Annotated in this window: 14 protein-coding genes and 2 pseudogenes; 7 read left to right on the top strand and 9 right to left on the bottom strand. The window is 74.6% G+C overall.

The window, feature by feature from the left end:
- Positions 1–289: 289 nt before the first annotated feature.
- Positions 290–1,342, bottom strand: a pseudogene (locus tag JE024_RS33710) (ATP-binding protein); the annotation flags it as partial.
- Between the two features lie 252 nt (positions 1,343–1,594).
- Here JE024_RS33710 and JE024_RS33715 point away from each other — a divergent pair.
- Entirely contained in the window at positions 1,595–2,029 is a 435-nt protein-coding gene (locus JE024_RS33715; RefSeq protein ID WP_205377669.1) for a nitroreductase family deazaflavin-dependent oxidoreductase, read from the top strand.
- A 244-nt stretch (positions 2,030–2,273) separates the two neighbouring features.
- Here the strand turns inward: JE024_RS33715 and JE024_RS33720 are convergent, their stop codons facing one another.
- The 4 genes from JE024_RS33720 to JE024_RS33735 form a co-directional block, all read right to left on the bottom strand.
- A complete protein-coding gene (locus tag JE024_RS33720) occupies positions 2,274–2,729 on the bottom strand; it encodes a potassium channel family protein (protein ID WP_205377670.1) in 456 nt (151 codons plus the stop codon).
- Between the two features lie 77 nt (positions 2,730–2,806).
- The gene (locus JE024_RS33725; RefSeq protein WP_205377671.1) at positions 2,807–3,529 is read right to left on the bottom strand and encodes a DUF2470 domain-containing protein; all 723 of its coding nucleotides are present in this window, start codon (positions 3,527–3,529) and stop codon (positions 2,807–2,809) included.
- Positions 3,530–3,661: 132 nt separating this feature from the next.
- Complete coding sequence (locus tag JE024_RS33730) at positions 3,662–3,841, bottom strand: DUF6480 family protein (protein WP_205377672.1); 180 nt, start codon at positions 3,839–3,841, stop codon at positions 3,662–3,664.
- Positions 3,842–3,916: 75 nt separating this feature from the next.
- Positions 3,917–5,098, bottom strand: a complete 1,182-nt coding sequence (locus JE024_RS33735) for a spore photoproduct lyase family protein (protein WP_244883351.1) — start codon at positions 5,096–5,098, stop codon at positions 3,917–3,919.
- Between the two features lie 244 nt (positions 5,099–5,342).
- On the opposite strand from JE024_RS33735, the pseudogene JE024_RS33740 reads away from it, so the two are divergent.
- A pseudogene (locus tag JE024_RS33740) lies at positions 5,343–7,322 on the top strand (SpoIIE family protein phosphatase); the annotation flags it as partial.
- Positions 7,323–7,362: 40 nt separating this feature from the next.
- Here the strand turns inward: JE024_RS33740 and JE024_RS41395 are convergent.
- Positions 7,363–7,560 (bottom strand): DUF4236 domain-containing protein, encoded by a 198-nt coding sequence (locus JE024_RS41395; protein WP_244883352.1) that lies wholly within the window; start codon positions 7,558–7,560, stop codon positions 7,363–7,365.
- A gap of 280 nt (positions 7,561–7,840) precedes the next feature.
- Here JE024_RS41395 and JE024_RS33745 point away from each other — a divergent pair, with 280 nt between their 5' ends.
- Both JE024_RS33745 and JE024_RS33750 read left to right on the top strand, forming a co-directional pair.
- Complete coding sequence (locus JE024_RS33745) at positions 7,841–9,574, top strand: ABC transporter ATP-binding protein (protein WP_205377675.1); 1,734 nt, start codon at positions 7,841–7,843, stop codon at positions 9,572–9,574.
- Positions 9,571–11,412, top strand: a complete 1,842-nt coding sequence (locus JE024_RS33750) for an ABC transporter ATP-binding protein (protein ID WP_205377676.1) — start codon at positions 9,571–9,573, stop codon at positions 11,410–11,412. Before JE024_RS33745 ends, JE024_RS33750 begins: the two co-directional genes overlap by 4 nt.
- A gap of 211 nt (positions 11,413–11,623) precedes the next feature.
- On the opposite strand, the gene JE024_RS33755 is transcribed toward JE024_RS33750, so the two are convergent.
- Positions 11,624–12,733 (bottom strand): alkene reductase, encoded by a 1,110-nt coding sequence (locus JE024_RS33755; protein WP_244883353.1) that lies wholly within the window; start codon positions 12,731–12,733, stop codon positions 11,624–11,626.
- Positions 12,734–12,794: 61 nt separating this feature from the next.
- Between JE024_RS33755 and JE024_RS33760 the strand changes: the two genes are divergently transcribed.
- The 3 genes from JE024_RS33760 to JE024_RS33770 all read left to right on the top strand — a co-directional run bounded on the left by JE024_RS33760 (position 12,795) and on the right by JE024_RS33770 (position 15,578).
- Positions 12,795–13,214 (top strand): MerR family transcriptional regulator, encoded by a 420-nt coding sequence (locus JE024_RS33760; protein WP_205377678.1) that lies wholly within the window; start codon positions 12,795–12,797, stop codon positions 13,212–13,214.
- Between the two features lie 76 nt (positions 13,215–13,290).
- Positions 13,291–14,307, top strand: coding sequence for a hypothetical protein (locus JE024_RS33765; RefSeq protein ID WP_205377679.1), 1,017 nt, complete (start codon positions 13,291–13,293; stop codon positions 14,305–14,307).
- Positions 14,308–14,336: 29 nt separating this feature from the next.
- On the top strand, positions 14,337–15,578 hold the full coding sequence (locus JE024_RS33770) for a DUF4032 domain-containing protein (RefSeq protein WP_205377680.1): 1,242 nt from the start codon (positions 14,337–14,339) through the stop codon (positions 15,576–15,578).
- A 10-nt stretch (positions 15,579–15,588) separates the two neighbouring features.
- On the opposite strand, the gene JE024_RS33775 is transcribed toward JE024_RS33770, so the two are convergent.
- Positions 15,589–16,320 carry a hypothetical protein gene (locus tag JE024_RS33775; protein WP_205377681.1) on the bottom strand — a complete coding sequence of 244 codons (732 nt, stop codon included), beginning with the start codon at positions 16,318–16,320 and terminating at the stop codon, positions 15,589–15,591.
- 202 nt (positions 16,321–16,522) lie between these two features.
- On the bottom strand, positions 16,523–18,004 hold the full coding sequence (locus JE024_RS33780) for a rhamnulokinase (RefSeq protein ID WP_205377682.1): 1,482 nt from the start codon (positions 18,002–18,004) through the stop codon (positions 16,523–16,525).
- Positions 18,005–18,087 lie beyond the last annotated feature (83 nt).

An 18,087-nucleotide genomic window follows, 5' to 3' on the forward strand; every position in this document is an offset into this window, starting at 1 on the left:
TTCCCCGGGGTTCCCGGGGCCTCGTGCCCCGCGGCGGCGAGGTGCGGCCGCGCCGCCGGCGCGGCAGCCCGCTCTCGCCGAACTCCGGGTGCTCGCCGGTGCGCTCGGCGGCCGGGCCGTGCTCGGCCTCGGGCTCCGGGACGGGCGGCGCGGCCGGAGCGGGCACGGGGGCGGGGGCGGCGACGGACGGCGCGGCGGGCGTCTGTGCCGGGGCGCGGGTGATCAGTTCCTGGGGCAGCATCAGCAGCGCGCCGGTGCCGCCGCGCGCCGAGGGACGGAACGAGACGGTCAGTCCGTGCTTGCGGCCGAGCCGCCCGACGACGGCCAGCCCGAGCCGGGTGCCGGAGAGACCGGCGAGGTCCTGGTCGGCCGCGCTCACGGCGGATTCGGCGCGGCGGAGCTGCACATCGCTCATCACCAGACCGCTGTCCTCGACGGTGATCACGACGCCCGCGGGGACCTCCTCCACGTAGACGTGCACCTCGGCCGTCGGCGGGGAGAAGTTGGCGGCGTTGTCCATGAGTTCGGCGAGGGCGTGCATCACGCCCTCGGCCGCGTGACCGGCGACCGCCGCGTCGCTCCCGGAGTGCAGCCGCACCCGCTGGTAGCCGCCGATCCGCCCCATCGCCCCGCGCAGGATCGACTCCATCACGATCGGACGTGCCCAGCGCCGCCCGGAGCGCGCTCCGGTGAGCACGGCGATGGAGTCGGCGAGCCGGCCGGCCTGGGCCGTGCGGTGGTCGAGGTGGAGCAGGTCCGTGAGCACGTTCTCGTCGGCGTGACGGTGCTCCATCTCCCGGAGGTCGGTCAGCATGCTGGTGGTGAGGGCCTGCATGCGTCCGGCGGAGTTGGCGGCGGCGGCCATCGCGGCGGACCGGCCGGACTCCGCGCGCCGCAACCGGGCCCGCAGGCTCTCGTTTTCGGCCGTCAGGCCGGCGGTCAGCTCCTCCGTCCGCGCCTTGTGCGCGCGGGTCAGTTCCTCGGTCCGGGCGGCGTGGCGCGCCTCGGACGCCGCCGCCTCGGCGGCGGCGCGTTCCTGGACCGCGGCCGTCTCGCGGCCCGCGGTGGCCCGGAGGGCGGCGAGGGCGGCGTCGCGGGAGGTGAGTTCGCCGGACAGGGCGCCGGCCCGCCGGTTCAGGGCGCGCGCGGTGCGCGCGTACCAGGTCACGGCGAAGGCGGCGGCGCAGAGCAGCAGCACGCCGCAGGCGGCGGCCGCGCCGAGTTCGGGGCGGACCCCGGCCGGGGCCGCGGAGAGCGCCGCCACGGTGATCGCGCCGCCCGCGGCGGCGGTGAGCAGCGAGGCGGTCAGGGCAGGGCGGAAGGGGGTGGGTGACGCCGACATCAACCAGACTCTCGGGAGCGGGCACACAGGGCGGGGAGTCGTAACGTCCGCACTATAGAGGGGCAGTTGATCAGTCGGGAACTCTCTTGACCGGATTGATATTCCTGTTGTGGCATACCTTTTCGTATGAGCGCCCGGAAAAGTCGCACTCCTTGCGATGTGTGATCACGGCCGCCGTGTGTGATCGGATAGCGTCGGGAGTCACGCCGGTGCGCCGGGCACCGGTGCCCGCGACGAGAGGAAGCGAACGCCATGCCGCTCGAAGGCGAGTACGAGCCCAGCCCCTCGGACTGGGTGCGCAAGCAGGTCGAGCTGTACGAGTCGTCCGGAGGCACCGAGGGGACCACGATGCGGGGCATGCCCGTCGTCCTGGTGACCAACGTCGGCGCCCGCAGCGGCCGGATCCGCAAGACACCGCTGATGCGGGTGGAGCACGACGGCGCGTACGCGCTCGTCGCGTCGAACGGCGGTGCCGTGAAGCACCCCGTCTGGTACCACAACCTGGTCGCCCACCCCGGCATCGAACTGCGCGACGCCACCGAGGTCTGGGACATGCGCGTCCGGCTGATCACCGGTCAGGAACGCGCCGAGTGGTGGGAGCGCGCCGTCGAGGCGTTCCCCGACTACGCGGACTACCAGGTCAAGACCGACCGCGAGATCCCCGTCTTCCTGGCCGAGCGGGCCTGACGGGACGTCACCGGGGTGTGCGCGCACGGGCCGGGCCGGCCCGTGCGCGGCGCTCCGCGGGGCTGGTCGCCGCCGCCGGCGGCCGGGCCCGTGCGCGCGGCCGGGTCCGGCGGGGCTCCGCCCCGCGTCCCGCGCCTCCATCGCCGGCGGGGCCGGGAGGCTGCCGGCCGGGTCCGTGTGCGCGGCCGGGTCCGGCGGGGTCCTCGGCGGGAGGCCGCTCGACAGGAGCGGCGTCCCGCGCCGTTCAGTCGGCGCCGCCCCGCTCGCCGGCCAGCATCCGCTCGATCCGGTCGAAGCGCTCGTGCAGGGCGCGGGTCTCCTCGCGCAGGCGGTGGGTGTGGTCGCGGCGCCGCTCCTCCCGGCCGACGAACCAGGTCGCCAGGGCGGCCGTCACCATGCCGTACGTGGTGATGCCGACGACCATGACGACGGCGCCGACGACCCTGCCCCACAGCGTGACCGGGTAGAAGTCCCCGTAGCCGACGGTGGTCGCCGTCTCGATCGACCACCACAGGCCCTTCGGGTACGACGTCAGATTCGCCCCGTGCGCCCCTTCCTCGGCGGCGGTCACGGCCCACGCGCCGCCGAGCATGACCAGCACCAGGACGACCGTCGCCCCGCCCGCCGCCTTGAGGTGCAACGACCGCCCCTCCCGCCCGAGCAGCACGGCGACCGCTCTGGTGAGGAATCCCGGAACCATGCCGCCTCCTTCCGCCCGCCCCAGTCTCCCCGCGATCCCCCGCCGGGCCCCGGGGGCGCGCCGGGGCACAGGCGCCGTCAGGGGCGGTTGCGGGTGCGGCGGGGGGCGGGCCGGCGCAGGAGGCGGTCGATCTGGCGGCCGACGTCCTCGGTGTCGCGGACCGGGCCGGGGAAGGCGATGCGGGTGTCGGTGTGGCCGCCGCCGGGGTGTTCGAGACGGAGCACGATGCCGAAGCGGTCGAGCGCCAGCGGCCGGACGCGAAGGGCGTCCTGGCGCAGGGCGGGGTCGGTGAGCAGGGTGAGCCGGTCGACGACGTCCTGGTGGTCGTCGGTCAGGTGCAGCAGCATCGACGTCTCGTGCGCGGCCAGCACGTCCGGCCGGGCCCGGGCCAGGTCCTCCGGGTCGACGTGCTCCACGCGCCCGCGGCGCTCGATGGCGGCCCGTGCCAGGTCGAGGCCGAGGACCAGCGTCTTCGCGCCGGCGCGGGCGTCGCAGGGGACGAGCCGCCCGGCCAGGGTGACCTTCGCGCGGACGCGGTCGCGGACGCCGGCCGGGGCGATGTCGGTGAATTCGAGGAGGGCCGCGAGGTCGCCACGGGGCGCGTGGGCGGCCTGGGCGGCGAGCGGGCTGTCCGCCGGCGCGTGCAGCAGCAGGCGGCCCTTGCGGTCGACGCTGTGCATGTCGACCAGGTCGTAGCAGCGATCGTCGGCGGTCAGGCTCAGTGACGGGGCGGCCGCGATGACGGAGCGGACGCGCTCGGCGCAGCCGGGCTCGTCGACGCGGGACTTCGCCGGAATCATCGTCTCTCCTCTGTTAGGTAAGGCTAACCTAACAAGAATCTGTGTCCCGTTGCAGCCGGATGGGCCGGAACGCACGGACCTCGGCGGCATGCGCGGCAACGCACGCCGCCGGGCGGGCCGGGCGGGAACGGGCTACAGCGAGATGAGCCGGAAGATGAAGAACGCGGCGACGACGACGGCCCCGGCCACGATCAGCCAGACCCAGAGGCCCGGATGCTCCCAGGGGCCTCCGTCCGGGCGCTCCTCGTGGGCCTCGGCGATGGAGCCCTCCGCCGGCGGGGTCTCCTCGGGCGGTACCAGTGGATCGGTCATGTATCCAGGCTCGCGGAGCCCGCGCGATGGCGCACCCGCTGCGCCCGCTCCACCGCGCGGCTGCGGTGGGCCGGGTCAGAACGCGTAGCGGATCGGGAGCCACGGGGTGTGGCGCTCCACCAGCCGGCGCACGGTGTCCACCGCCTCGCCCTTGACCCCGGTGCGGTACCGCACGTTCCAGCTCCCGTTCTCCGAGCGCTTGGGCTGCTGGATCCCGGGCCGCCACAGGGCGGACTCGGCACGCGGGTGCCAGGCCAGGTTCACCTCGTGCAGGTCCCGGTTGTGGGTCAGCATGATCACCTCGGCCGCGGCCTGGTCCTTGACCGCCCGCGGCAGGACGTCGTCCATCCTGCGCAACAGCTCCGCCCACGCCTCCTCCCAGCCGGGACGCACGACGACGGGGGAGAAGTTGAAGTGCACCTCGTACCCGGCCTCCACGAAGTCCCCGGCGGCGGCGATCCGGTCCTCGACGGGACTGGTGCGGATGTCCAGCAGCCGGGCGTCCTTCGGGGGCATCACCGAGAAGCGGATCCGGGTGCGCCCGCGGGGCGCGAGCAGCAGCAGATCGGGATTGACGAACTTGGTGGCGAAGGACGCCTTGGCGGTGGGCCAGCGGGCGAAGGCGTGCACCAGATCGGCGGTGTTCTCGCTGATCAGCGCGTCCACCGAGCAGTCGCCGTTCTCGCCGATGTCGTACACCCACGCCACCGGGTCGCACTGGTTCGGCTCGGCCTTGGGCCCCTGGGCCGCCACATGCCGTCCCAGGCGGCCGATCACCCGCTCGATGTTGGTGAACACGGTGACCGGGTTGGCGAAGCCCTTGCGGCGCGGGACGTAGCAGTAGGCGCAGGCCATCGCACACCCGTTGGAGGCGCCGGGGGCGATCCAGTCCGCCGACCTGCCGTTGGGCCGCACCGTGAGCGTCTTCTTCTCGCCCAACACCAGGACCGTCTTCTTGATCCGCACCCAGTTCTCCGCGTTGCCCGGATTGCCGTGCAGGCCCGGGATCCGCCAGTGCGATTCGACGGGGACCACCCGGGCTTCCGGGAACCTCGCGAGGATCTCCCGGCCGCGCGGGGACGCCGCCGCGGCCGGTTCGGCGTGGATCTCCCGCACCTCCAGCATCCGCCGGGCCTCCGCGGAGGTACGGAACGACGGCCCCGGCCCCCGGGGGACCGGCGGCGCGGGGAGGATCTCCTCCAGGCCGAACAGCGCGTCGGGGTCCCCGGGGCCGGAAGAAGGGCCGAAGGTGCTCACCCCGGAACCGTACACAGAACGGGCGCCGCGCCGTCCCGTCCGCGGCCCGCGACGGGGACGCGCCGAAGTGCCCCGCTTCCGCGCAGGGCGCATCCTGGCGGTTGGGCGCCGCCACGACCGCGACCGGCCCGCTGCCGCCGAACGCCGCCGAACCAGGGAGCGACACGACGTGACATCTGCTCCACGGGGCGACGGAAACGGCCGGGCCGGAGGCTGGGACCAGGACTCGGCCCTCGCCCGCGCGGTGCTCTCCCAGCAGAGCATCGCCGTCATGGAGCTCGACATGGACCTGCGCCCCGTCCGCACGAACGGGGCGTACGCGGCGATGCGCCCCGGCGGGGCGGGCGACGACTGGCTGCTGGAGGTCACCGGAACGGGCGCCCACGGGACGGTGCGCGCGTTCATGGCCCGGGTGGCCGAGACCGGCACACCCGTGGTCGCCGCCGAGTACCCCCTCGGCCCCGAGGGCTCCGACCGGATGGTCTCCCTCACCTGCATCCGCGTCACCGACCCCCTCGGGGCGCCCGTCGGCATCGCCATCGCCGCCGTCGAGGTCACCGAGCGGCACCGGGCCCAGCGGCGGCTGTCGGCCGCCTACCGGGAGGCCTTCGAGATCGGCGGCTCGCTGGACGTCGTGCACAGTGCGCGCGACCTGGCCGCCGTCCTGGTGCCCGCCCTCGGCGACCTCGCCTTCGTCGACTTCCCCGACGACGTCCTCCAGGGCCGCGACCCCACGCCCGGCTACCACGGCGCGGAGGCGTTCGCCGCGCGGCGGGTGGCCACCAAGTCGGCCGACGGCGAATGGCCCGCCGGTCTGGTGCGGGTCGGCGAGCTGGTGCCGACCCCTCCCGAACCGCTGATGCCCGCCGAGACGACCGCCGGGGGCGCGCTCGTCATCGACGAGGAGCTCGGCCGCCGCATCGTCGGCGACGACCCGCATCTGCTCCGCCGCCTCATGCCCGAGGGCATGCGGCACGCCCTCGGCTGCCCCCTGCACCACCGCGGACGCTTCTTCGGCTACGCCCAGGTGTACCGCGTCGACAACCCCGACCCGTTCGGCGAGGCGGACGTCAAACTCATGCAGGACCTGTGCTTCCGCGCCGCCCTCGCCATCGACAACGCCTTCCGCTTCACCCGCGAGCACCGCACGGCCGTCGTCCTCCAGCAGAGCCTGCTCCCGCCCGCCGCCACCGAGACGGCCGCCGCCGAGACCGCCGGCGCCTATCTCCCCGCGGGCGGCAGCGTCAGCGTCGGCGGCGACTGGTTCGACGCCTTCCCGGTCTCCTCGCTGCGGATGGCCCTCGTCGTCGGCGACGTCATCGGCCACGGCCTCCAGGCGACGGCGACCATGGCGCGGCTGCGCACCGCCGTGCAGACCCTCGCCGACCTCGACCTGCCCCCCGACGAACTCCTCACCCGGCTCGACGACCTGGTGCAGCGCATGGTGGCGGAGTCGAAGGAGCCCGACACCGTCGGCGCCTCCTGCCTGTTCGCCGTCTACGACCCGGTGACCGGCGTGTGCCAGATGGCCAGTGCGGGCCATCCGCCGCCGGTCGTCGTCCGCCCCGACGGCAGCGCCGAGTACGCGGCGGTGGTCCCCGGGCCGACGCTGGGCGTGGGGGACAACCCGTTCGAGGTGTTCAGCACGACCCTCCCGGTCGGCAGTGTGCTCGCCCTCTACACCGACGGCCTGGTGCGGCGCGCGGGCGGCGGGGACGACGCGCCGGGCGGCGCGGAGGATCCGCTCCCGGCGGAGCTGGCGAAGCTGGTGGCGGACGGGCGTTCCCTCGACGGCATCGCCGCCGAGCTCACCGCCCGCCGCGCCGCGCCGGAGCAGCCCGCCGACGACGTCACCGTGCTGCTCGCCCGCACCCGGGCCGTCGACGGACGGGACACGGCGACCTGGGAGTACGCCGCCGACCCCGCCGCCGTGCACGACGCCCGCACCGACGTGGTGCGCCAGCTGGAGGTGTGGGGCCTCCAGGAGCAGTCGTTCGCCACCGAACTCATCGTCAGCGAGCTGGTCACCAACGCGATCCGGCACGCGGGCGGCCCCGTCGTCCTGCGCCTCATCCGCGACCGGGTGCTCGTGTGCGAGGTCGCCGACCCCAGCAACACCCAGCCGCGCCTGCGCCGCGCGCTCAGCACGGACGAGGGCGGCCGGGGGCTGTTCCTGATCGCGCAGCTCTCCACCCGGTGGGGGTGCCGGTACGGCGCCCGCGGCAAGACGATCTGGACCGAACAGGCCCTCGATCCCGCCCGGGTCAGCGGCTGCCGCGGGTGGTGGTCTTGCGGTAGCCGAAGGGGCCCGGCAGGTCCATCGAGGTGGTCCGGCGTCCGGTGGTCGAGTAGGTGTGCCGCGGGCCCTTCCCCTTGCCGAAGGTGAGGGACATGGACTTGCGGTTGACGTTGAGGCGGACGCCGGGGAATATCCGGAAGCTCTTGCGGAACGTGATCGGCATGACGGGCTCCTTTCGTCGGGATGCGTTCTCGCGTCTTCCCCCGGTTTCCCCTGTCACTCGGCCCGTCCGCCCCGCGTCCCACGGGCCGTCAGGCGGCGTCCCGCGGACCGGCGGGCGGCGCCCCGGCCCCGGAGCGGAACCGGTGCCGCCCGCCGGGAGGAACCGCGCTTGACCTCAAGTGGAGTTGAGGTACCACGATCGCCGGCATGGACCTCACCCGACCCACCACCGCCCCACCCGCCGGCCCCGCCGCCCCGGTACGCGCTGAGAGGGCGGACCGATGCTGCTGAGACTCGTGGCCGGCCGTCTGCGCCCCTACCGGTGGACCCTCGCCCTCCTCGTCCTGCTCCAACTCGTGCAGGTCCTCGCCTCGCTGACCCTGCCCCGCCTCAACGCCGACATCATCGACAACGGCGTCCTGCGCGGCGACACCGCCCATGTGCTGGCCGGCGGCGCGCGGATGGCCGGGGCCACCCTCGTCCAGGCCGCCGCCGCTGCCGCCGCCGTCTGGTTCGGCGCCAGGATCGCCATGGGCGTCGCCCGTGACGTGCGCGCCGACGCCTTCCGCCGTGTCCAGTCCTTCTCCGCCCGGGAGATGAGCCGCTTCGGCACCGCGTCGCTGATCACCCGCACCACCAACGACGTGCAGCAGGTGCAGACGTTCGCCGTGCTCATCCTGACGATGCTCGTCGCCGCGCCCCTCATGTGCGCCGGCGGTATCGTCATGGCACTCGGCCAGGACGTCCCGCTCGCCCTGCTCCTGCTGCTGTTCGTCCCGCTGATGGCGGGCGCCGTCGGCACCGTCGTGCTGCGGATGCGGCCGCTGTTCCGCGGCATGCAGCAGCGCGTCGACCGGGTGGGCCGGGTGGTGCGCGAGCAGATCACCGGCGTCCGCGTCGTCCGCGCTTTCGTCCGGGACCGGTACGAGCAGGGGCGGTTCGCCGCCGCCAACGACGAACTGCGCGACGTCGGCCTGCGGGTGGGCCGCCTCTCCGCGGTGATGTTCCCCATCGTGCTGGTGGTCTGGGAACTGGCCACCGTCGGTGTCATCTGGGTCGGGGCCCACCGCATCGAATCGGGCGCCCTGCAGGCCGGTTCGCTCGTCGCGTTCCTCGGCTACCTGCTCCAGATCATGATGTCGGTGATGATGGTGCTCTTCCTGCTGATGCACCTGCCCCGCGCGGAGGTCTGCGCCGAACGCATCCAGGAACTCCTCGACACCCTTCCCTCGGTGGCCCCGCCCGCCGACCCGGTGCGCGCACTGCGCGGACCCGGACTGCTGGAGATCCGCGACGCCGGCTTCCGCTACCCCGGCGCCGAGGAACCCGTCCTCCGCTCGGTGAGCCTCACCGCCCGGCCCGGCACCACCACCGCCGTCATCGGCTCCACCGGCAGCGGCAAGTCCACCCTCCTCGGACTCGTCCCGCGGCTCCTCGACGCGACCGCCGGCACGGTACGGGTCGGCGGCGTCGACGTCACCGCCATGGACCCGGCCCTCCTCGCCCGAACCGTCGGACTCGTGCCGCAGAAGCCGTACCTCTTCTCCGGCACCGTCGCGGACAATCTGCGCTACGGCAGGCCCGGCGCGAGCGACGGGGAACTGTGGCACGCCCTGGAGGTGGCCCAGGCGGACGGCTTCGTCCGCGCGCTCGACGGCGGCCTGGACGCACCCGTCACCCAGGGCGGCACCAACCTCTCCGGCGGACAGCGCCAGCGCCTCGCCATCGCCCGGGTCCTCGTCGCACGCCCGCGGGTGTACCTCTTCGACGACTCCTTCTCCGCCCTCGACAACCGCACCGACGCCGCGCTGCGGCGGGCGCTCGCCGAGGAGACCGCCGGCGCCGCCGTCGTGATCGTCGCCCAGCGGGTCGCCACCGTCCGCGGAGCCGACCGGATCGTCGTCCTCGACCGGGGCAGGGCCGTCGGCCGCGGCACCCACGAGGAGCTCATGCGGGACAGCGCCGTCTACCGGGAGATCGTCCTCTCCCAGCTCACCGAGGAGGAAGCCGCATGACCACCCGCACCGCGCCCGAACGCCGCGGCCCGGCGCCCCAGCAGCGCGCTCCCGGCCTCGCCGCCCCCGCCCTCGAACGCTCCCTCGACTTCCGCGCCTCCGGCCTGCGGCTGCTGCGCACCCTGGCACCCGAACGGGCCCGGCTGGCCGCCGTGTTCGCGGCCGCGGCGGTGGGGATCTCGCTCGCCGTCGTCACCCCCGCCATCCTCGGCCGGGCCACCGACCTCGTGCTCGCGGGCGCCGCCGGCGACGGCGTCGACTTCCCGGCCCTCGCCCGGGCGCTGGCCGTCGTGTTTGCGCTGGCCGCCGGCTCCGCCCTGCTCAATCTGATCCAGCAGCGCATCGCCACCACCGTCGTCCAGCGGACCGGGCACCGGCTGCGCGAACGGGCGCAGCACAAGCTGGCGCGGCTGCCCCTGACCTACATCGACGCCCAGCCCCGGGGCGAGATCCTCAGCCGCACCACCAACGACATCGACAACGTCACCCAGACCCTCCAGCAGGCCCTCAGTCAGATGATCAGGGCGCTGCTGACCCTCGTCGGCGTCCTCGCGATGATGTTCTGGATCTCGCCGCTGCTCGCCCTGATCGCCCTCGCGACCGTCCCGCTCTCGGTGTTCACCGCGGCCCGGATCGGCAAGCGGGCCCAGCCGCAGTTCGTGCGGCAGTGGTCCGTCACGGGCCGGCTGAACAGCCACGCCGAGGAGATGATCACCGGCCACGCCGAGGTCGTCGCCTTCGGGCGCCGGGACGACGCCGTCGCGCGCTTCGAGGAACTCGGCGAGGAGCTGTACCGGGCGAGCTTCCGCGCCCAGTCCGTGTCCGGCCTCATCCAGCCCGCGCTCACCTTCGTCGGCAACCTCAACTACGTCCTGATCGCGGTCGCCGGCGGACTGCGGGTGGCCTCGGGCACCCTGTCCGTCGGGGACGTGCAGGCGTTCGTCCAGTACTCGTACGAGTTCAACGGCCCGGTCACCCAGGTCGCGGCCATGGCGAACCTGCTCCAGTCCGGGGTCGCCTCCGCCGAGCGGGTCTTCGACCTCCTCGACGCCCCCGAGGAGTCCCCGGAACCGGCCCGGCCGCTGCGCCCCGGGCGCCCCGGCGGCCGGGTCTCGTTCGAGAAGGTCGCCTTCCGCTACGAGCCCGGCACCCCGCTCGTCGAGGACCTGTCCCTGACGGTGCGGCCGGGGCAGACGGTCGCCGTCGTCGGCCCCACCGGCGCGGGCAAGACGACGCTGGTGAACCTGCTGATGCGCTTCCACGAGGTGACCGGCGGCCGGATCGTCCTCGACGGCGTGGACACCGCCCTGATGACCCGTGAGGACGTCCGGTCGGGCATCGGCATGGTCCTCCAGGACACCTGGCTGTTCGGCGGCACCATCGCCGAGAACATCGCCTACGGGGTGCCGGGCGAGGTCTCCCGCGAACGCGTCGTCGCGGCCGCCGAGGCCACCCACGCGGACCGCTTCATCCGCACCCTGCCCGATGGCTACGACACGGTGCTCGACGAGGACGGCACCGGACTGAGCGCGGGCGAGCGCCAGCTCGTCACGATCGCCCGGGCGTTCCTCGCCGAGCCGGCCGTCCTGGTGCTGGACGAGGCCACCAGCTCGGTCGACACCCGCACCGAACTCCTCGTCCAGCAGGCGATGTCGTCCCTGCGGGCGGGCCGCACCAGCTTCGTCGTCGCCCACCGGCTCTCCACGATCCGCGACGCCGACCTGATCGTCGTCATGGAGGGCGGCTCGATCGCCGAACAGGGCACCCACGAGGAACTGCTCGCCGCCGGCGGCGCCTACGCCGGGCTGTACGCCGCCCAGTTCGCGCCCGCCGTGTGAACGGGCCGCACCCCGGGGGCGCGCCCCCGGACGAGACGGAGCCCCCGCGGACCAGGTGGTCCGCGGGGGCTCCGGCCAGCCACTCCGGTGTGGGGAGCGCTTGGAGTTAACGCCGTCATCATGCGCGGTGCCCGGGGCCCCGGGCGGGCGGCACTCCCGCCGCGGCCGCCGAATCCCCCGGACGGCCGCACCGCGCCGGCCGCCGGCGCCGTCAGCGGGCGAGCGCCGGGAGCGCGGGGTAGTCGGTGTACCCCGTCGCCCCGCCCGTGTACATCGCGTACCTGGCCCGCACCGGATTGACGGGGCCGCCCGTGCGGATGCGCTCCACCAGGTCGGGATTGGCCAGGAAGGGGCGGCCGAGGGCCACCAGGTCGGCGCCGGCGGCCAGCAGGCGCTCGGCGGCCTCCCGCCCGCCGTCGGCGGGGATCTGCTCGCGCGGCAGCACCGGATTGGCGATGAGGGTCCCCGTCCACAGCGCCCGCAGACGGGCGAAGAGGGGAGCGGCGGGATCGGCGTACGCGAGGTGCAGATAGGCGAGGCCCTTGCCGGCGTTGGCCCTCAGCAGCGCGGGATACAGCTCGTCCGCGTCGGTGTCGGTGATGCCGTTGACGGGGTTCCCGGGGGAGATGCGCAGACCGGTGCGCTCGGGGCCGATGGCCTGTGCGACGGCGTCGACCACCTCCGTGGTGAAACGGATGCGGCCCGGGACACCGCCGCCGTAGCCGTCCGTGCGGAGGTTGGTGTTCGGCGCCAGGAACTGGTGCAGCAGGTAGCCGTTGGCGCTGTGGACCTCGACCCCGGCGAAACCGGCGTCCACCGCGCGCCGGGCCGCCGCGGCGAAGTCCGCCACGGTGCTCCCGATCTCCGCGGTCGTCATCGCGCGCGGGGTGACGGCGGCCTGGCGGCCGGTGGGCGTGTGGATGGTGTCCGGCAGCGGCACCGCCGAGGGGGCGAGCGGGGTGTGGCCGCTGGTGTCCGGGTGGCCCACCCGCCCGCCGTGCTGGATCTGGAGGAAGAGCGGCCCGCCCCCGGCCGCCTCGACGGCCCGCACCACCTCGCGCCAGCCGGCCGTGTGGGCGTCCGAGTACAGCGCGGTGATGTTCGGGTAGGTACGGCCGACCGCGTTGGGGGTGGACGCCTCGGCGATGATCATGCCGGCCGAGGCGCGCTGGGCGTAGTAGTCGGCCATCAGCGGCGACGGGGTGCCGTCGCTCGCCGCGCGGTTGCGGGTCATGGGGGCCATGACCAGGCGGTTCGCCAGGCGGTGGGAGCCCAGGGCGGCGGATCGGAGAAGCGGGGAGGTGGTCGTCTCGGTGCTCATGCGGCTACCGTAGAACCTGACACCAATGTCAGAATCAAGCGGGAAGGGTGTGATCCACGTCATGCGGATCGGAGAACTGGCCCGGCGCACCGGAGTGAGCGAACGTTCCCTGCGCTACTACGAGAAGGAGGGGCTGCTCTCCGCCGACCGCACGCCGGGCGGACACCGCGAGTACGGCGGCACGGCCGTGGACCGGGTCGGCCGCATCCAGCAGCTCTACGCGGCGGGCCTGTGCAGCTCGAAGATCGCCACCCTGCTCCCCTGCATGCGCGACACCGACGGAGGACCGGCCACCCCCGACGACAACCTCGTCAGGGACCTCACCGTGGAGCGCGAGCGCATCGACCGCATGATCGACGACCTGGTCCGCTCCCGCGCCCTGCTCGACGACGTGATCCGGGCGGCCGCCCACGACACCACCACCGCCCACGAGGCCACCGCACCCGGCCGCCCGGTCCCGGCGGGCAGCGGAGCCGCGTAGGGGCACGCGCCCCCGGGACGGCCCGTGACCCCGGGGTAGGGTGCCGGGGCACACCGAACGGGGGAGCGGGTCTCACATGACGGTCATACGCAGGCTGGCGCTGTACGTGGCGCTGCCGCTGGCGCTGGTCGCCGTGGCGGGCTACGGCTGGTACCAGTTCGGCGACACGGGCAAGCGCTGGCGCTACGAGGACGCCCTCGCCGGCTACTGCCAGGGGCTGATCCCGCCGGAGGAGTCCGCCGTCCTCACCGACTACGACACCGGGGCCGGGCTGCCGCTCGACCGGCACTACGGCGGGTCCGGCGGCTACGAGTACTGCAAGGTCGGCAGGCAGGTGCTGACCATCGCCAGGATCCCCGCCGACGCCCGTGACGACGACGGGCGCCGCAGCGTGTTCGACGCGTTGCGGCCCGCTCCTGCGGGCACCCTGCCGCTGCCGCTCGGCGGCGGCTGGCACGGCTACACCAACCGCGCGAGCGCCGCGGTGGTGCTCACGTGCGAGGGCCAGGACGCCTCCGTCGTCGTCGCAGCGGCGCCCTCGGGCCGCGACGTGGCCGGCAGCGCCACCGCGCGGCTCCTCACCGCCACGGCGGAGCGCGCGGCCGGCCACTGGGACTGCGAGGCCGGTACAGGCGGCGCGACACCCGACGACTACCCCGAGCCGCAGGAGAAGTCCCGCTTCGAGGCGGAGGGCACCTGCGCGGGCCTCCCGCTGCGCGACCGGGACGACGTCGACTGGATCAAGGAGACCACCGCGTCGCCCGGCACGGCTCCGCTGGAGAGCTGTGTCCTCGGCGCGGCGGTCGACGCGGAGAACCGGCCCGAACTCCTCAGCCTGACCGCCTCCTTCGGCCCCTTCGCCCAGGCCGTCGTCCCCTTCGGCGACGGCGAGCCGCAACCGGCCGGCGGTTCCGGCGGCACCCACTGGGCCACCGCCGCCTGCCCCGGCGCCACCGCCCGCGCACACTTCCGCGTCCACACCGAGACCCCGGCCGGCGAGGACGACGACGCCTTCGCCCGTGCCGCGCTCACCGCGTTCGCCGAGCGCTCGGCACGGCAGCACGGCTGCACCGACCTCCGCCTCCCGCGCTGACCCCCGCGGCCCCGACCAGCGAGGAACCGATGGCACTGCAGTTCACCGCCACCAACCCCGAACACCCCGCACTGCTCCTCGAACTCCCCTGGCACGCACCGCTGGAGGAGTGGCCCGAGCAGCACCTGGTGCAGCTTCCCCGCGGCATCTCGCGCCACGTCGTGCGCTACGCCGCGGCGGGCAGCGAGATCGTGGCCGTCAAGGAACTCGCCGAACGCCCCGCCGTGCGGGAGTACGAACTCCTGAGGGACCTCCACCGGCTCGGCATACCGGCGGTCGACCCGCTCGCCGTCGTCACCGGCCGCACCGGCCCCGGCGGCGAACCGCTGGAGCCCGTGCTGATCACCCGCCACCTCGGCGGCTCCCTGCCGTACCGCTCCATGTTCGAGACCACGATGCGGCCCGCCACCGTCCACCGGCTGATGGACGCCCTCGCCGTGCTTCTCGTCCGCCTGCACCTGGTCGGCTTCGCCTGGGGCGACTGCTCCCTGTCCAACACCCTCTTCCGGCGCGACGCCGGGGCCTACGCCGCCTACCTGGTCGACGCCGAGACCGGCGAGACCCACGCCCGGCTGAGCACCGGACAGCGGGAGTACGACATCGACCTGGCCCGGGTCAACATCAGCGGCGAGATGCTCGACCTGGAGGCGTCCGGCGCGCTCCACCCCAGCGTCGACCCCATCGCCTTCGGCACCGAGATCTGCCGGCGCTACCAGGAGCTGTGGACCGAGCTGACCCGCACCTCGGTCTACCCGGCGGGCAAGTACCACTACATCGAGCGCCGGGTGCGCCGGCTCAACGACCTCGGCTTCGACGTGGCGGAGATGCAGATCGCCACCTCGCCCGAGGGCGACACGGTCACCTTCGTCCCCAAGGTCGTTGACGCCGGCCACCACCAGCGCCAACTGCTGCGCCTCACCGGCCTCGACACGGAGGAGAACCAGGCCCGCCGGCTGCTGGCCGACCTGGAGAGCTGGATGGCCACCCAGGACGACTACGCGCCCGGCGACGCCCTCGGCGCCCGCCCCGAGGTGCTCGGCCACCGCTGGGTCCGCGACGTCTTCCGCCCCACCGTGCGCATGGTGCCCCCGGGGTGCCGTGGCGCCCTGGACCCGGCCGAGGTCTACCACCAGCTCCTGGAGCACCGCTGGTACCTCTCCGAGCAGGCCCAGCAGGACATCGGACTGGAGGCGGCCGTCGAGGACTTCGTCGCCACGGTGCTCGCGAAGACCGCGGAGGCCCCGGCGGGTGAGGAGCCCGGGGAGGCGTAGCGGAGCCGCTTCAGGCCCCCGCCTCCTCCCACCCCCTCCTGAGCCCCTCCAGCCAGGCCGGTGGCAGTTCGCCCGTGTCCCATTCGGCCTCCAGGGGGCCGGGGGCGGCCCAGAGGCGTTCCAGGACGGCGATGCTGGTGGGGGAGTGGAGCAGGGAGTAGCGGCCGTGGATGGCGGTGGGGCTGGCCGGTCCGTAGCGGGCGTACAGGCGCTCCAGCCGGGCGCGGTGCCCGGAGGTGAACTCCGCGAGCCGGCCCGCGTATCCGGCCCGCTGCCGGGGGTCCATGGTGGCGAGGACGGCGACGAGGACCTGTTCGGAGACCTCGGGGTCGAGGTCGGAGACCTCGGTGAACGACAGGTAGAGCGGCACGATCGCCACCCGGGCGCGCTCCACCTCCATCGTCCGGACGGGCGGCGGCGGCCCGGCCGGGGCGGCCGGCACGGCGGTCAGGGCCTCCCGCAGCGCGCCCTCGGCGAGCTCCCCGAGCTCGCCGGTGACGGCCCGGGCGCCGTCGAGCCAGCCGGCCGCGTACGGCTCGCCCCGGTCCCGCGGCGCGTCCCGCCCGGGTGCGCCGACCTCCTCGTGGGCCAGGGCCACGGCGCCCGCCTCGACGATGCGGACCAGCTCCTCCGCGTCACCGGCGAACAGCCCGGCCCGGCCGAGGTATCCGATGAGCGTCTGCCTCGCGTTGAGGATGCTGACCGCGTCGAGCTGCTGTCGTCCTTCGTCGCCGGCGTCCACTGACGTTCTCCTCGTTCGCGCGTGCCCTCTGGTGCGCGTACGCCGCCCGCCGCCCGGGACGCTGCGTCCCGGGTGCCGGGACCGCCCGCGGGGCGCGAAGTGCGTACGTGTCGTCGATCATGGCGCGTCGGAGTGCCGAACGGGTAGTAGGCGGGCTCGGCGATGCCCCCGGGGCGTCGCCGAGCCCGGGACGGGCCGGTGCTCAGACGCCGAGACCGATCCGCGCGGCGGCGTCGTCCCAGGCGGCGGTGTCGGGGCGGGCCGTGTAGCGGACCGGCTCCTGGGTGGACCGCAGCAGCGCCCGCAGGTCCGCCAGCGAGCCGCTCAGCGCCCCGGCCGCCCGCGCCTGCACCAGCACGTTGCCCAGGGCGGCGGCCTCGGCGGGCCCGGCGACGACGGGGAGCCCGCAGGCGTCGGCGGTGAGTTGGCACAGCAGCGCGTTGCGCGCCCCGCCGCCGACGACGTGCACGGTCTCCACCCGCTTGCCGGACAGCGCCCGGGCGCGGGCGACGGTCTCGCGGTGGGCGAGGGCGAGCGAGTCCAGCACGCAGCGGGTGAACTCGGCGGGCGTGCGGGGGATGGGCTGGCGGGTGGCGGCGCAGGCGTCCGCGATGCGGCGGGGCATGTCGCCCGGAGGGATGAAGGCGGGGTCGCCCGCGTCCACGACGAAGCGCAGCGGCGGCAGTTCCGCCGCGGCGGCGAGCAGCGTGCCGAGGTCCTGCGGGTCCCCCCGGTCGGCCCAGGTGCGCATGCACTCCTGGAGCAGCCACAGGCCCATGACGTTGCGCAGGTGGCGGACGGTGCCGTCGACCCCGAGCTCATTGGTGAAGTTGGCCCGGCGGGAGGCCTCGGTGAGAACCGGTTCGCGCAGTTCCGTGCCGACCAGGGACCAGGTGCCGGTGGCGATGTACGCGAAGTCCTCGCCGTCCGCCGGGACGCCGACGACGGCGGAGGCGGTGTCGTGCGAGCCGACGGCGGTCACCGGGACGGGCCCGGTCAGACCGGTCTCGGCGAGCACCTCGGGCAGCAGTTCGCCCGCCGGGTCGCCGGGGCTGCGCAGCGGGGGGAAGAGGGAGAGGTCGATCCCGGTGCGGCGGGCCACCTCGGTGGACCAGTCGCGGGTGCGGGGGTCGATCAACTGGGTCGTCGAGGCGTTGGTGATCTCGGTCCCCTGGACGCCGGTGAGCCAGTGGGAGATCAGGTCGGGGATCATCAGCAGCCGCTCGGCGGCGGCCAGTTGGGGGGTGTCCCGGGCCGCGACGAGCTGGAGGACGGTGTTGAACGGGAGGTGCTGGAGGCCGGTGGCGGCGTAGAGGTACTCCGCCGGGAGCACGGCGTGCACCTTCTCGGCGGCCCCGTCGGTGCGGGCGTCCCGGTAGTGGACGGGGTTGCCCAGCAGCGATCCGTCCGCGTCGAGCAGGCCGTAGTCGACGGCCCAGCTGTCGACCCCGACGCCGTCGAGCCGCCCGCCCGCGGCCCGGCCCGCCTCGCGGAGCCCGTCGAGCACCCCCCGGTACAGGGCGAGGACGTCCCAGTGGAGCGTGCCCCCGACCCGTACCGGGCGGTTGGGGAACCGGTGCACCTCGCTCAGGTCCAGGGTGCCGGGGCCGACCCTGGCGAGCATCACCCGCCCGCTGGAGGCACCCAGGTCGACGGCGGCGAACGTACGCGGGGTGGATGACATGGGTCCTCGCAGTGGTGCGGCGGGCGGGGTGGGGACGCGAAGGAGTGGATGCCCCGGCCGGTCGGGCGGGCGGGGTGGGGACG

Source organism: Streptomyces zhihengii, from assembly GCF_016919245.1.
GTDB lineage: Bacteria > Actinomycetota > Actinomycetes > Streptomycetales > Streptomycetaceae > Streptomyces > Streptomyces zhihengii.